The organism is Pseudomonas sp. A-1 (assembly GCF_004801855.1).
Classification (GTDB): Bacteria; Pseudomonadota; Gammaproteobacteria; order Pseudomonadales; family Pseudomonadaceae; genus Geopseudomonas.
This window is the reverse complement of record NZ_SSTC01000031.1, coordinates 1-13195: the sequence shown is the minus strand read 5'-3', so window position 1 is coordinate 13195 and position 13195 is coordinate 1. Positions and strand designations below refer to the sequence as shown.

At 70.0% G+C, this 13195-nt stretch carries 12 protein-coding genes, 1 tRNA gene and 1 riboswitch; of the genes, 9 read left to right on the top strand and 4 right to left on the bottom strand.

All coding sequences use genetic code 11. The features are described from left to right. Nucleotides 1-74: 74 nt before the first annotated feature. The 3 genes from E5198_RS09200 to E5198_RS09190 form a co-directional block, all read right to left on the bottom strand. Entirely contained in the window at nucleotides 75-947 is an 873-nt protein-coding gene (locus E5198_RS09200) for a metal ABC transporter ATPase (protein ID WP_136489697.1), read from the bottom strand. Between the two features lie 123 nt (nucleotides 948-1070). Next, nucleotides 1071-1883: an aldo/keto reductase gene (locus tag E5198_RS09195; RefSeq protein WP_136489696.1), complete on the bottom strand. Its 813-nt coding sequence runs from the start codon at nucleotides 1881-1883 to the stop codon at nucleotides 1071-1073. Next, on the bottom strand, nucleotides 1880-3055 hold the full coding sequence (locus tag E5198_RS09190; protein WP_136489695.1) for an FAD-binding oxidoreductase: 1176 nt from the start codon (nucleotides 3053-3055) through the stop codon (nucleotides 1880-1882). Before E5198_RS09190 ends, E5198_RS09195 begins: the two co-directional genes overlap by 4 nt. A 142-nt stretch (nucleotides 3056-3197) precedes the next feature. Between E5198_RS09190 and waaA the strand changes: the two genes are divergently transcribed. The 3 genes from waaA to E5198_RS09175 all read left to right on the top strand — a co-directional run bounded on the left by waaA (nucleotide 3198) and on the right by E5198_RS09175 (nucleotide 6810). Further along, nucleotides 3198-4472, top strand: coding sequence for a lipid IV(A) 3-deoxy-D-manno-octulosonic acid transferase (gene waaA, locus E5198_RS09185; protein ID WP_136489694.1), 1275 nt, complete (start codon nucleotides 3198-3200; stop codon nucleotides 4470-4472). Between the two features lie 67 nt (nucleotides 4473-4539). Continuing rightward, nucleotides 4540-4646, top strand: a riboswitch (TPP riboswitch). Nucleotides 4647-4716: 70 nt separating this feature from the next. Next, nucleotides 4717-6603 (top strand): phosphomethylpyrimidine synthase ThiC, encoded by a 1887-nt coding sequence (gene thiC, locus E5198_RS09180; RefSeq protein WP_136489693.1) that lies wholly within the window; start codon nucleotides 4717-4719, stop codon nucleotides 6601-6603. A 132-nt stretch (nucleotides 6604-6735) separates the two neighbouring features. Further along, nucleotides 6736-6810: transfer RNA gene (locus E5198_RS09175), tRNA-Thr, on the top strand. Nucleotides 6811-6900: 90 nt separating this feature from the next. Here the strand turns inward: E5198_RS09175 and E5198_RS09170 are convergent. Then, complete coding sequence (locus E5198_RS09170; protein ID WP_136489692.1) at nucleotides 6901-7653, bottom strand: RsiV family protein; 753 nt, start codon at nucleotides 7651-7653, stop codon at nucleotides 6901-6903. A gap of 177 nt (nucleotides 7654-7830) precedes the next feature. On the opposite strand from E5198_RS09170, the gene nudF reads away from it, so the two are divergent. The 6 genes from nudF to E5198_RS09140 form a co-directional block, all read left to right on the top strand. Beyond that, nucleotides 7831-8448 carry an ADP-ribose diphosphatase gene (nudF, locus tag E5198_RS09165; RefSeq protein ID WP_136489691.1) on the top strand — a complete coding sequence of 206 codons (618 nt, stop codon included), beginning with the start codon at nucleotides 7831-7833 and terminating at the stop codon, nucleotides 8446-8448. Further along, on the top strand, nucleotides 8439-8972 hold the full coding sequence (locus E5198_RS09160) for a DUF1249 domain-containing protein (protein ID WP_136489690.1): 534 nt from the start codon (nucleotides 8439-8441) through the stop codon (nucleotides 8970-8972). Before nudF ends, E5198_RS09160 begins: the two co-directional genes overlap by 10 nt. Before the next feature lie 87 nt (nucleotides 8973-9059). Further along, on the top strand, nucleotides 9060-9875 hold the full coding sequence (cpdA, locus tag E5198_RS09155; protein ID WP_236574583.1) for a 3',5'-cyclic-AMP phosphodiesterase: 816 nt from the start codon (nucleotides 9060-9062) through the stop codon (nucleotides 9873-9875). Nucleotides 9876-10046: 171 nt separating this feature from the next. Further along, nucleotides 10047-10631: a YqiA/YcfP family alpha/beta fold hydrolase gene (locus tag E5198_RS09150; protein WP_136489688.1), complete on the top strand. Its 585-nt coding sequence runs from the start codon at nucleotides 10047-10049 to the stop codon at nucleotides 10629-10631. A 56-nt stretch (nucleotides 10632-10687) separates the two neighbouring features. Continuing rightward, nucleotides 10688-12583, top strand: coding sequence for a DNA topoisomerase IV subunit B (gene parE, locus E5198_RS09145; protein WP_136489687.1), 1896 nt, complete (start codon nucleotides 10688-10690; stop codon nucleotides 12581-12583). Beyond that, nucleotides 12580-13195: esterase-like activity of phytase family protein (locus tag E5198_RS09140; protein ID WP_372239874.1), on the top strand; the 616-nt coding region annotated here is incomplete at its 3' end. The genes parE and E5198_RS09140, both read left to right, overlap by 4 nt.

The following is a 13195-nucleotide window of genomic DNA, read 5'->3' as shown; positions in this document are numbered from 1 at the left end:
GACGGCCGCAACCCGTCCGCTCCCGGGCCGCAAGCCGGCAGGGAGTGATCCTGCCCGGCGTGCCAGCCGTACCTCTAGGCGCAGCGGCGCTGGCGCAGCCAGTCGCTCCAGCCGATGCGTTCGTCGCGGATCAGCCAGCCGTCCTGTGCGGCGAATCCTTCCGAAAGCCACAGGCCGTCGGTGGCCGCACGGCGCAGCTCGCCCTGCTGCAGGGTGTACAGCTCGCCGGGGTTGCCTTCCAGCGGCAGCAGGTAGAGGTCCGGGTTGTGCCGGTCGAGGCGGCTGACCAGCACGCCGTCCTCCAGGCACTCGTCGCTGTGGAACAGGCTCGGCGCCTGCAGCGCCGCCGGCAGTTCGAGGCGCAGGTCGTAGACCAGTTGCAGGGAGGCTGTCGGCAGGTGCACGTAGGCCTGCGGACGCTCCAGCAGCGGCAGGCTGCCGGCATGCACCCGGCGGGCGTCGCCGCACAGCGGGCTCAGACGGTAGTGGTACTGCTCGTGATGGGGCAGGCTGGCATCGTGCGGGGTCGGCAGCCAGTGTTCGCCGAAGCGTCCGCCGAGCCAGCCGCGCGGCGTTTCCACCAGACACTCCTCGGCCACCTCCTGCAGCGCGGTGTGCAGCGGCAGGTGCAGTTCGTGGCTGGGCACGTAGCCGGAAATCAGCTTGAGCACGCAGTCGCCGCGGTCGCGGCGCTGCTGGCGCACCAGCAGCCAGTAGTCGCGCCCCTGCCAGGCGAGGGTCAGGCGCACCGACACGCCCAGATTGGCCAGCTCGCAGGTGAAGTGCTGGGGGTTGTCGACCTGCAGCGGTCGCCGCCGCTCGAGCATCTGGGCGAAGTTGAGCGGCTGGCCGAGCGGCTGGTAGATCAGCCGCTGGGCGTTGGCTTCGACATGCAGGGGCTGGGTCTTGAAGGTGCTCGGGTCCTTGCGGGCGAGAATCCTGTGCATGGCGACTCCTTCGGCGGGCAGGTGGCTTGATGTGGTCGAGCAGGCCCCTTGCGCGGCGGGCCGCGCAGTCGTGGCGTTCAGGTCAGGTTAGACGAGCCGGCCGCCGTTGTCTGTGCGCGCCGGTCAGACCGATTGTCGCGCCCCCAGCACCTGCGCCGCGGTGGCCACGTTGTGGGCCAGGTGCGCCGGAGTGATGGTGCCGACGATCACGCTGCTCACCGCCGGATGGGCGAAGATCAGCTCGAAGCTGGCGCGCACCGGGTCCTCGCCGCTCAGCAGCGCATGGCCGCTGGCCAGCGCCTTCTTGATCAGGATGCCCTTGCCGTGCGCGCCGGCGTAGTCGAGCACCGGGCGTTCGCCCTGTTCGGCCAGGTTGTAGGTGACCATGGCGCAGTCGCCGGACTCCAGGGCCTTGAGGCCGCCGGCCACGGTCTTGCCGGAGAAGCCGAAGGCGCGGATCAGCCCCTCGCGCTTGAGTTCGGCGAGGGTGGCGTACACCCCGGTCTGCTCCAGCACCGCCAGGTCGTGGCCGTCGGAGTGGACCAGCACCAGATCCAGATAGTCGGTTTCCAGGCGCCTGAGACTGCGTTCGACGGACAGGCGGGTGTGCGCGGCGCTGAAGTCGAAGCGCGAGGCGCCGTCCTCGAACTCCTCGCCGACCTTGCTGCAGATCACCCAGGCCTGGCGCTGGCCGCGCAGCAGCGGGCCGAGGCGCTGCTCGCTCACCCCGTAGGCCGGCGCGGTGTCGAGCAGGTTGATGCCCAGTTCGCGGGCCTGTGTCAGCAGCGTGCGCGCGGCGCGGTCGTCGGGGATGGTGAAGCCGCTCGGATACTTCACCCCCTGGTCGCGGCCGAGCTTGACGGTGCCGAGGCCGAGCGGGGAAACGATCAGGCCGGTCGAGCCCAGCGGCCGCCACAGCTCATGCAGGGTGCTCATGCGAACAGCTCCTCCCACAGCGGCGCCGCCACGGCAGGGCGCGGCAGCTCGGGCAGGGCAGCGTGCGCGCCCGGCTGGATGCCGGCGCGCTCGAGAGTCGCGATGACCCGATCGGCGAGGTCGGGAGCCAGCGCCAGCTTGGTCGGCCAGCCGACCAGCAGGTTGCCCTGCTCGCTGAGGAAGGCGTTGTCCGGGCGCACCAGGCCGGACTGCGCCGGCTCGGCGCGATCCACCCGCAGGGTACGCCACTCGGCGGCGGACAGATCGAGCCAGGGCAGCAGTTCGCCCAGCTCCTTCTGCGCGGCGCGGATCTGTGCAGCCTCGTCGCGGGCCACGCCTTCGGCCTCGGCGAGGTCGCCGCCCAGGTACCAGACCCACTGGCCGTCGGCCGCCGGGTGGCTGGTGACGGTGACGCGCGGCTTGGGCCCGCCACCCAGGCAGTGGGCGTACAGCGGCTTGAGGGTCGGCGCCTTGACCAGCACCATGTGCAGCGGGCGCAGCTGCTGGCCGGGCTGTTCGATGCCCAGCCCGGCCAGCAGGCCGGCATTGCCCGGCCCGGCGCAGAGCACCACGCGGCGGGCGCGGATCTCGCGGCCGTCGACGACCAGGCCAGCCAGTGCGCCGCGCTCGTGCAGCGGCTCGATACGCTGGCCGGCGAGCAGACTGTCGCCGGCCAGCTCGGCCAGGCGGGCGATCAGCGAGGGCACGTCGAGCACCAGCTCGGCCAGCCGGTAGACCTTGCCCCTGAACTTCGGGTGCTGCAGGGCCGGCGGCAGCGCGTCGCCCTTGACCGCATCGACCCTCCCGCGCATCGCCTTGCTGGCGAAGAAGCTGGTCAGGTTGCCGGCCAGGGTGCCCGGCGACCACAGGTAGTGGGCGTCGGAGAGCAGGCGCACGCCGGCGAGATCGAGTTCGCCGCTGCCGGAGAGGGCCGCGCGCCAGCGCCGCGGCATGTCGGCGATGGCCTCGGAGGAGCCGGTCAGCGCGCCGCTCAGGGCGTACTTGGTGCCGCCGTGGATGATGCCCTGCGACTTCACGCTCTGCCCGCCGCCGAGGCGCTCGTTCTCCACCAGCAGGGTGGCATAGCCGAGCCGGCGCAGGCGGGCGTTGAGCCAGAGGCCGGCGATGCCGCCGCCGACGATCAGGATATCGGTGCTCAGGGCTTGGGACATGAGGGAGCTGCCTTGTGGAAGAACGGCGCAGAGTATAACCCGTAGGGCGGCGCTCTCCCCCAGTCGAAGCCCGCGGCATGTTGCCGGCGCCGCCTGTGCGCGCCATGACCGCGCGGCGCACAAGCTGATATCCTCCGCGGCCATGAACCGCGCCCTCTACTCGCTCCTGCTGCACCTCGCCCTGCCACTGATCGCCCTGCGCCTGTACCTGCGCGGGCGCAAGGCGCCCGCCTACCGCCAGCGTATCGCCGAGCGCTTCTCGCTGCGTCTGCCGGCGATGCGGCCCGGCGGCATCTGGGTGCATGCCGTTTCGGTGGGCGAGAGCATCGCCGCGGCGCCGATGATCCGTGCCCTGCGCGAACGGCATCCCGACCTGCCGATCACCGTCACCTGCATGACCCCCACCGGCTCCGAGCGCATCCGCGCGCTGTTCGGCGACAGCGTGCAGCACTGCTACCTGCCCTACGACCTGCCCTGGGCCGCAGCGCGCTTCCTCGATCGCGTGCGGCCGAAGCTGGCGGTGATCATGGAAACCGAACTGTGGCCCAACCACATCCACCAGTGCGCGCGGCGCGGCATTCCCGCCGTGCTGGCCAATGCGCGCCTGTCGGAGAGGTCCGCGCGCGGCTACGCGCGCTTTGCCGGCCTGACCCGGCCGATGCTCGCCGAGATGAGCTGGATAGCCGTGCAGACCGCGGCCGAAGCCGAGCGCTTTCACCGGCTCGGCGCCCGTCCCGAGTGCGTCGCCGTCACCGGGTCGATCAAGTTCGACCTGCGCATCGATCCCGAATTGAAGGCGCGTGCCCAGGCCCTGCGCGCCAGCTGGGGCGCCGACAAGCGCCCGGTATGGATCGCCGCCAGCACCCATGCCGGCGAGGACGAGATCGTCCTCGCCGCCCATCGCCGGCTGCTGGCCGAGCGTCCGGACAGCCTGCTGATCCTGGTGCCGCGTCATCCGGAGCGTTTCGACGCCGTGCATGCCCTCTGCCTGCACGAGGGCTTGCGCAGCGTGCGCCGCTCCTCCGGCCTGCCGGTCGGGGCGGCGGAGCAGGTGCTGCTCGGCGATACCATGGGCGAGCTGCTGTTCCTCTATGCGCTGGCCGACGTGGCTTTCGTCGGCGGCAGCCTGGTGCCCAACGGCGGGCACAACCTGCTGGAGCCGGCGGCGCTGGGCCTGCCGGTGCTGAGCGGCCCCCATCTGTTCAACTTCCTCGAGATCTCCGCCCAGCTGCGCGAGGCCGGCGCTTGCCTCGAGGTGGGCGACGGCGAGGCCCTGGCCCGCGAGCTGCGCGCACTGCTCGGCGAGCCGGGCCGCCGCCAGGCCATGGGGCGCGCGGGGCTGGCCGTGTTGCAGCGCAACCAGGGCGCGCTGGCCCGCTTGCTCGACGGGCTCGGGCGTCTTCTGCAGCTTCGCTGAGGGCCGGTCTCTCGGCGGCTCGTCCCCAGGCACTGGCCCCATCCGCAGAGGCCGATTAAACTCCTCGGGTTTCTTGTCGGGGTGCCTGGAGTCGCAGGCTGAGATCGGACAGTTCCGAATCCCGTTGAACCTGATCGGGTTAGTACCCGCGTAGGGAACAAGATGTCCCCGCCGTCCGGCGGGGGGTCTCCTGCTCCAGGTTCGCTCCGACATTTCCTGCCGCGTGCCGTGGAGAGTCCCGTCGATGAGCGCCACCGAATACAAGAACCTGAGCGAATCCGCCCAGGTCGACCAGCAGTCCGTCCAGCCGCTGCCCAATTCCCGCAAGGTCTACGTCCAGGGTTCGCGCCCGGACATCCGCGTGCCGATGCGCGAGATTTCCCTGGCCGATACCCCCACGGACTTCGGCGGCGAGAAGAACGCGCCGGTGCTGGTCTATGACACCTCCGGTCCGTACACCGATCCGAACGTGACCATCGACGTGCGCAAGGGGCTGGCCGATGTGCGCAGCGCCTGGATCGAGGAGCGCGGCGACACCGAGAAGCTGCCGGGGCTGTCCTCCGAGTTCGGCCAGCGCCGCCTCAACGACGCCGAACTGACCAAGATGCGCTTCGCCCACGTGCGCAACCCGCGCCGCGCCAAGGCCGGCGCCAACGTCACCCAGATGCACTATGCGCGCAAGGGGATCGTCACCCCCGAGATGGAATACGTCGCCATCCGCGAGAACATGAAGCTGCAGGAGGCCCGCGAGGCCGGCCTGCTGGCTGCCCAGCATCCGGGCCACAGCTTCGGCGCCGCCATTCCCAAGGAAATCACTGCCGAGTTCGTCCGCGAGGAGATCGCCCGCGGCCGCGCCATCATCCCGGCCAACATCAACCACGTGGAGCTGGAGCCGATGATCATCGGCCGCAACTTCCTGGTGAAGATCAACGGCAACATCGGCAACTCGGCGCTGGGTTCCTCGATCGAGGAAGAAGTGGCCAAGCTGACCTGGGGCATCCGCTGGGGCTCGGACACCGTCATGGACCTGTCCACCGGCAAGCACATCCACGAGACCCGCGAGTGGATCATCCGCAACTCGCCGGTGCCGATCGGCACCGTGCCGATCTACCAGGCGCTGGAGAAGGTCGGCGGCATCGCCGAGGACCTGACCTGGGAGCTGTTCCGCGACACCCTGATCGAGCAGGCCGAGCAGGGCGTGGACTACTTCACCATCCACGCCGGCGTCTTGCTGCGCTACGTGCCGCTGACCGCCAAGCGGGTCACCGGCATCGTCTCGCGCGGCGGCTCGATCATGGCCAAGTGGTGCCTGGCGCATCACCAGGAAAACTTCCTGTACACGCATTTCGACGAGATCTGCGAGATCATGAAGGCCTACGACGTCAGCTTCTCGCTGGGCGACGGCCTGCGTCCGGGCTCGATCGCCGACGCCAACGACGCCGCGCAGTTCGGCGAGCTGGAAACCCTCGGCGAACTGACCAAGATCGCCTGGCAGCACGACGTGCAGACCATGATCGAAGGCCCGGGTCACGTGCCGATGCACATGATCAAGGAGAACATGGACAAGCAGCTCGAATGCTGCGACGAGGCGCCGTTCTACACTCTCGGCCCGCTGACCACCGACATCGCGCCGGGCTACGACCATATCACCTCCGGCATCGGCGCGGCGATGATCGGCTGGTTCGGCTGCGCCATGCTCTGCTACGTGACCCCGAAGGAGCACCTCGGCCTGCCCAACAAGGACGACGTGAAGACCGGCATCATCACCTACAAGATCGCCGCTCACGCCGCCGATCTGGCCAAGGGCCATCCGGGTGCGCAGATCCGTGACAACGCATTGAGCAAGGCGCGCTTCGAGTTCCGCTGGGAAGACCAGTTCAACCTCGGCCTCGACCCGGACACCGCGCGCAGCTACCACGACGAGACCCTGCCCAAGGAGTCGGCCAAGGTGGCGCACTTCTGCTCCATGTGCGGGCCGAAGTTCTGCTCGATGAAGATCACCCAGGAAGTGCGCGACTACGCCGCCAACCTGGAGCGCATCGACGCGGTGGACGTCGACCTCGAGCGCGAGATGCAGGCCAAGGCCGAGGAGTTCAAGGCCCAGGGCTCGCAGCTGTACCACAAGGTGTGATGCGCCGCCGCTGAGGCGAGGAACGGGCCTGCGGGCCCGTTCTGCGTTTGCGCGCCTGCGGAATTTTCTGCAAGTCGTTGATTTTCCTGTGGACGCGCGCTGCAGCTGCGACTAGAATGCGCGCCGGTTCAAGCCCATGTAGCTCAGCGGTAGAGCACTCCCTTGGTAAGGGAGAGGTCGGCGGTTCAAGTCCGCCCATGGGCTCCAGTCTCTTCGCCCCTCCTTGCTGTTCCCGGGCGCCATCCTGCGCCAACTCTCTTGTCCCGCTCGTTCAGTCCGACCGCCGATCGTCACGCTTCAGCGTGCAGCGCCGTGCATGCTCTCCGGCAGGTATTCTGGACGGAGGATCTGCCGCAGCCGGCTGTAGGGGATCTCCAGGTTCGGATGGCCCATGCTGTAGGGCGCCAGGGCGTAGACGTCGTACTTGAGCAGCACCTTGTCCCTGAGCAGAGCGATGTTGGCGGTAGGCTGGAACGGCCAGATGCGCCGGAACTCCTGCGGGTCGTCGATCTGCTGCGCCGCGAGCCAGCGCTGGTGCGCCTCGCCGGCGGCCTGCCAGAAGGCGGCCTCCTGGCCGGGCAGCAGCAGGTCGGCCAGTTGCAGGGCGCGCTGCTGGCTGCGCGAGTAGTTGATGAAGCCGCGCCCCGGCATGCCGTGGGCACCGCCGCGGTACAGGTAGCTGGACAGCTCGACCACCAGCAGGTCGCCGTGCTGGTCAGCCAGCTTGGCCTGCAGCCAGGTTTCCCAGCCCTCGGGCTGGCGGCGCAGCAGCTCGTCGCCGCGCGCGCGCAGCGAGGCGGGCAGCGCGCTGTCGGCGTCCTCCCGGGTCATCGCCAGCAGGGCCTGCTCGATCAGGGCGCTGAGCTGCGGCTCGTCGGCGAACTTCAGGGTGTCGACGTTGACCAGGCTGCAGCGCTCGCGCGGGCAGACCTCCGGGCGCTGTTCCCAGACGATGCGCTGTGGCGCCGGCGGCGCGCTCTGGCCGCCGAGAAACTGGCAGGCGCCGAGCAGCGGCAGGCAGGCCAGGGCGAAAAGGCTGTAAAGACGCATGGGACTCCTTGAGCGCAACGGCAAGGCTGGGTAGGGTGGCGCATCGGCCGGCTTCGACCCCGGCGCGGGCCGGGGGTTCGACCTCGTGGCGGTGACCGTCGCTGCGGCAGTCACCTCCGCGGTTCGGGACATTGATCGGCGGGCGGCGGGGCCGCTGCGGCCAAGCGGGAGAAGTATATGAGCGAGTCGCCGAAAACGGCCGACCTGAAAGTGGAAATCGTCGAGCGCGAGGCCTGTTTCCGCGGCTTCTATGCCCTCGACCGCGTGCACCTGCGCCACGAGCTGTTCGCTGGCGGCATGGGGCCGGTGATCAGCCGCGAGCTGTTCGTGCGCCACGATGCGGTCTGCGTGCTGCCCTACGACCCGGCCCGCGATGCCGTGGTGCTGATCGAGCAGTTCCGCGTCGGTGCGCTGGACAAGAGCGCCAACCCCTGGCTGCTGGAGCTGGTCGCCGGGCTGATCGACAAGGACGAGTCGCCCGAGGAAGTGGCCCGTCGCGAGGCCGTCGAGGAGGCCGGGCTGAGTCTGGGCGAGCTGTGGCCGGTGACCGCCTACTATCCTTCGCCGGGCGGCAGCGACGAGCGCGTGCACCTGTTCGTCGGCCGCTGCGACAGCGCCGGCGCCGGCGGCATCCACGGTCTGGCCGAGGAGGGCGAGGACATCCGCGTGCGGGTGCTGAGCCTCGACGCGGCGCTGGACGAGCTGGAGGCCGGGCGCATCGACAACGCGGCGAGCATCATCGCCCTGCAGTGGCTGGCGCTGAACCGCGAGCGGGTGCGGCAGACATGGCGCTGAGCCAGCTCGCCGAGCGCTACCGGGTCGACCTGACCGGGCTGCAGGCGGCCTGCGAGGCCAATTATGCGCGGCTGATGCGCCTGCTGCCGGGCATGCGCGAGCAGGCGGCGCTACGGCAGCCCATGCTGGGGCAGCCCATGCTGGGGCAGCCCATGCTGGGGCAGCCCGTGCTGCGCCGTCTGGCGCTCAGCGCTGGCGACACTACCCTGGCGGTGCTGGCGCTCAGGGTCACCGAGGCCGGTCCCTACACCAGCACCGTGGAGGTGCGCGAGGAGCCCGGGCTGGCCTGGCTGCCGGCGCCGCGCCTGGAGGTGCGCGTCTACCACGACGCGCGGATGGCCGAGGTCACCGGCGCCGAGCACTGCCGGCGCCTGCATCCGCGCTACGCCTACCCGAACCCGGCCATGCACCAGCCGGACGAGAAGATCCAGCTCAACCTGTTTCTGGGCGAGTGGCTGAGTCATTATCTGCGCTGCGGCCATCTGGCGGAAAACCCAGTGGATCGCTCGGTCGTTCGCCGGTAGTGTGAACCGTATAGCGGTCACCCCCGCGGGGCCATGCCACCATTGCCGTTCCGCAGCCGCGGTCCAGACGCCGACAGGAGACGGCTCTTGCACAGTTCTCACACCCATTGCGCTGGCGCACCCCTGGTGCTGGTCCAGCTTACCGACAGCCACCTGTTCGCCGAGGAGGACGGCCATCTGCTGGGTATGGATACCGCAGACAGCCTCGGCCGGGTGGTCGATCTGGTGCTGGCCGAGCAGCCGCGGGTCGACCTGGTCCTCGCCAGCGGCGACCTGTCGCAGGATGGTTCGCTGGAGTCCTACCAGCGCTTCGCCGCGCTGACCGCGCCCATCGACGCCCCCGCGCGCTGGGTGTCCGGCAACCACGACGAGCCGCTGACCCTGCAACTGGCCTGCGCCGGCACCGAGCGCCTGGCGGTGGTCACCGACCTGGGCCACTGGCGGCTGGTGGTGCTCGATTCGAGCGTGCCCGGCAGCGTGCCCGGCCAGCTCGATGCCGCCCAGCTCGAGCAGCTGGATGCCGCCCTGGAGTCTGCCGGCGAGCGCCACGTGCTGCTGAGCTTCCACCACCATCCGGTGGCGGTGGGCTGCAGCTGGCTGGACCCCATCGGCCTGCGCAATCCCGAGGCGCTGTTCGCGGTGACCGACCGCTACCCGAACCTGCGCTGCATCCTCTGGGGGCACGTGCACCAGGAGATCGATGGCCAGCGCAACGGCGTGCGCCTGCTCGCCTCGCCCTCCACCTGCGTGCAGTTCGCCCCCGGCAGCGAGGAATTCCAGGTCAGCAGCGAGGCGCCCGGCTACCGCTGGCTGCGCCTGCACGCCGACGGCTCGATCGACACCGGCGTGTCGCGGGTCAGCGGCATCGACTTCGTGATCGACTACAGCATCAAGGGCTACTGACGCCATTTGCGCAAGGCACGCCCTTGCCGTAGGGTGCGCCGTGCGCACCATGGACTCTCCGTGCATTAGTGGTGCGTCCAGCGCACCCTACGACTCGGGCCTCATCCGACTTGAATCCGACGGCAGGATAATGCTTTCCTTGTATATCCATACAGCTACAAGGCGCCGTCGATGCTCCCCCAGTCGACCCTGATCTATATCCACGGCTTCAACAGCTCACCGGCTTCGCTCAAGGCCCGCGAGCTGGTGGCAGCCTGCGCGCGCCAGGGCCTGGCCGAGCGCCTGCGCGTGCCGGCGCTGCACCATGACCCGCGCCGCGCCATCGCCCAGCTGGAGGCGGAGATCGCCGCCGCAGAGCGTCCCGTGCTGGTCGGCAGCTCACTCGGCGGCTACTATGCGACCCATCTCGCCGAACGCCACGGCCTCAAGGCCCTGCTGATCAATCCGGCGGTGCGCGTGCAGCGCTACTTCGCCCGCTACCTCGGCCCGCAGCACAACTACTACAGTGGGGAGAGCTGGGAGCTGACCGCCGCGCACGTCGCCGCGCTGGCCGAACTCGAGGTGCCGCCGCCGCAGGATCCCGCACGCTTCGTGGTCTGGCTGCAGACCGGCGACGAAACCCTCGACTATCGCGATGCCGCCGACTACTACCGGCTCTGCGCGGTGCAGATCGAGGAGGGCGGCGACCACGGCTACCGGGGCTTCGCCGCGCGCATCCCCGAGCTGCTGGCCTTCGCCGGCCTGACCAGCGCCTGAATTCCTGCTCGCGGCCCGATCCGCGGGCGACCCTTTCGCCAGACAGACATCCATCCATGGCCAATACCACCTATACCGCCGAAGCCATCGAGGTCCTCTCCGGCCTCGATCCGGTGCGCAAGCGCCCGGGCATGTACACCGACACCAGCCGGCCCAACCACCTGGCCCAGGAAGTCATCGACAACAGCGTCGACGAGGCGCTGGCCGGCCACGCCAGGAGCGTGCAGGTGATCCTCCACGAGGACAACTCGCTGCAGGTGATCGACGACGGCCGCGGCATGCCGGTGGACATCCACCCGGAGGAGGGCGTCAGCGGCGTCGAGCTGATCCTCACCAAGCTGCACGCCGGCGGCAAGTTCTCCAACAAGAACTACCAGTTCTCCGGTGGCCTGCACGGCGTCGGCATCTCGGTGGTCAACGCCCTGTCGACCCGTGTCGAGGTGCGCGTCAGGCGCGACGGCAACGAGTACGCCATGGCCTTCGAAGGCGGCTACAAGGCCAGCGAGCTGGCGGTGGTCGGCACGGTCGGCAAGCGCAACACCGGCACCAGCGTGCAGTTCTGGCCGGACGCCAAGTACTTCGATTCGGCGAAGTTCTCCATCAGCCGCCTCAAGCACGTGCTCAAGGCCAAGGCGGTGCTGTGCCCGGGCCTCAGCGTGTCCTTCGAGGACCGCGCCAGCGGCGAGAAGGTCGAGTGGTTCTACGAGGACGGCCTGCGCTCGTATCTGAGTGACGCGGTCAGCGAGTTCGAGCGCCTGCCCCAGGAGCCGTTCTGCGGCAGCCTGGCAGGCACCCGCGAGGCGGTGGACTGGGCGCTGCTGTGGCTGCCGGAAGGCGGCGAGAGCGTGCAGGAAAGCTACGTCAACCTGATCCCCACCGCCCAGGGCGGCACCCACGTCAACGGCCTGCGCCAGGGGCTGCTCGACGCCATGCGCGAGTTCTGCGAGTTCAGGAGCCTGTTGCCGCGCGGGGTCAAGCTGGCGCCCGAGGACGTCTGGGAGCGCATCGCCTTCGTGCTGTCGATGAAGATGCAGGAGCCGCAGTTCTCCGGGCAGACCAAGGAGCGCCTGTCCTCGCGCGAGGCGGCGGCCTTCGTCTCCGGGGTGGTCAAGGACGCCTTCAGCCTGTGGCTCAACGAGCATCCCGAGCTGGGCCTGGCGCTGGCCGAGCTGGCGATCAGCAACGCCGGGCGCCGCCTCAAGGCCGGCAAGAAGGTCGAGCGCAAGAAGATCACCCAGGGGCCGGCGCTGCCCGGCAAGCTGGCCGATTGCGCCGGCCAGGACCCGATGCGCGCCGAGCTGTTCCTGGTCGAGGGCGACTCCGCTGGCGGCAGCGCCAAGCAGGCGCGCGACAAGGAATTCCAGGCGATCCTGCCGCTGCGCGGCAAGATCCTCAACACCTGGGAGGTCGACGGCGGCGAGGTGCTGGCCAGCCAGGAAGTGCACAACATCGCCGTGGCCGTCGGCATCGATCCGGGCTCGGCGGACCTCACCCAGCTGCGCTACGGCAAGATCTGCATCCTCGCCGACGCCGACTCCGACGGCCTGCACATCGCCACGTTGCTGTGTGCGCTGTTCGTCCAGCATTTCCGCCCGCTGGTGGAGGCCGGCCACGTCTACGTCGCCATGCCGCCGCTGTACCGCATCGACCTCGGCAAGGAGGTCTACTACGCCCTCGACGAGGCCGAGCGCGACGGCATCCTCGAGCGTCTCGCCGCCGAGAAGAAACGTGGCAAGCCGCAGGTCACCCGCTTCAAGGGCCTCGGCGAGATGAACCCGCTGCAGCTGCGCGAGACCACCATGGACCCCAACACCCGCCGCCTGGTGCAGCTGACCCTCGAGGACGCCGAGGGCACCCTGGAAATCATGGACATGCTGCTGGCCAAGAAGCGCGCGGGCGACCGCAAGAGCTGGCTGGAGAGCAAGGGCAACCTGGCCGAGGTGCTGCTTTGACGGCGAGCCGGCGTCTGCTGCTGGGCCTGGCTGGCGCGCTGGCGCTGCTCGCCGGCAGCCCGGCGGCCCGCGCCGAGGCGCCGCTGGCGGAGCTGATGCTGCAGGCCGCGCTGCCGGTGGAGGGCATGGCCGGTGGCAACCTGTCCGGCCTGGCGCGCTGTGGCGACGGGCGCTGGTGGGCGGTATCCGATCGCGAGGATGCGCAGCTCTCCCGGCTCCAGCCCGCCGAAGGGCGCTGGCAGGCGGCCGCCGAGGCGTTCGCGGCGCCGCCGCCGCCGCCCAGCGGCCTGCCCTGGGGCCTGAGCACCGGCAACCGGCTGCTGGCGCCGCTGCGCGGCGGTGCCCTGGACTTCGAAGGACTGGCCTGCGACGCCGCCGGCAACCGCTACCTGCTCAGCGAGAGCGAAGTCGGCGTGCTCATGTTGCCGTCGCTCGGCGCCCCGCAGTGGCTGGCGCTGCCGCCGCAGTTGCTGCGCCAGGCGCGCGCCCGCGGCCTGCTGCTGCACGCCAACGCTCTGCTCGAGGGCCTGGCGGTGTCGCCGGACGGTGCCCGCCTGTGGCTGGCCGCCGAGCGCGAGGGCCGCGGCTTGCTCGCCGTGCAGCGGGGCGGCG

Bases quoted from the DNA above. Each gene is read 5' to 3' on its own strand.
- E5198_RS09170 (WP_136489692.1), bottom strand. From the start codon at position 7,653: ATGCGTCTTTACAGCCTTTTCGCCCTGGCCTGCCTGCCGCTGCTCGGC.
- waaA (WP_136489694.1), top strand. From the start codon at position 3,198: ATGAACCGCGCCCTCTACTCGCTCCTGCTGCACCTCGCCCTGCCACTG.
- E5198_RS09160 (WP_136489690.1), top strand. From the start codon at position 8,439: ATGGCGCTGAGCCAGCTCGCCGAGCGCTACCGGGTCGACCTGACCGGG.
- E5198_RS09190 (WP_136489695.1), bottom strand. From the start codon at position 3,055: ATGTCCCAAGCCCTGAGCACCGATATCCTGATCGTCGGCGGCGGCATC.
- nudF (WP_136489691.1), top strand. From the start codon at position 7,831: ATGAGCGAGTCGCCGAAAACGGCCGACCTGAAAGTGGAAATCGTCGAG.
- thiC (WP_136489693.1), top strand. From the start codon at position 4,717: ATGAGCGCCACCGAATACAAGAACCTGAGCGAATCCGCCCAGGTCGAC.
- E5198_RS09150 (WP_136489688.1), top strand. From the start codon at position 10,047: ATGCTCCCCCAGTCGACCCTGATCTATATCCACGGCTTCAACAGCTCA.
- parE (WP_136489687.1), top strand. From the start codon at position 10,688: ATGGCCAATACCACCTATACCGCCGAAGCCATCGAGGTCCTCTCCGGC.
- E5198_RS09200 (WP_136489697.1), bottom strand. From the start codon at position 947: ATGCACAGGATTCTCGCCCGCAAGGACCCGAGCACCTTCAAGACCCAG.
- E5198_RS09195 (WP_136489696.1), bottom strand. From the start codon at position 1,883: ATGAGCACCCTGCATGAGCTGTGGCGGCCGCTGGGCTCGACCGGCCTG.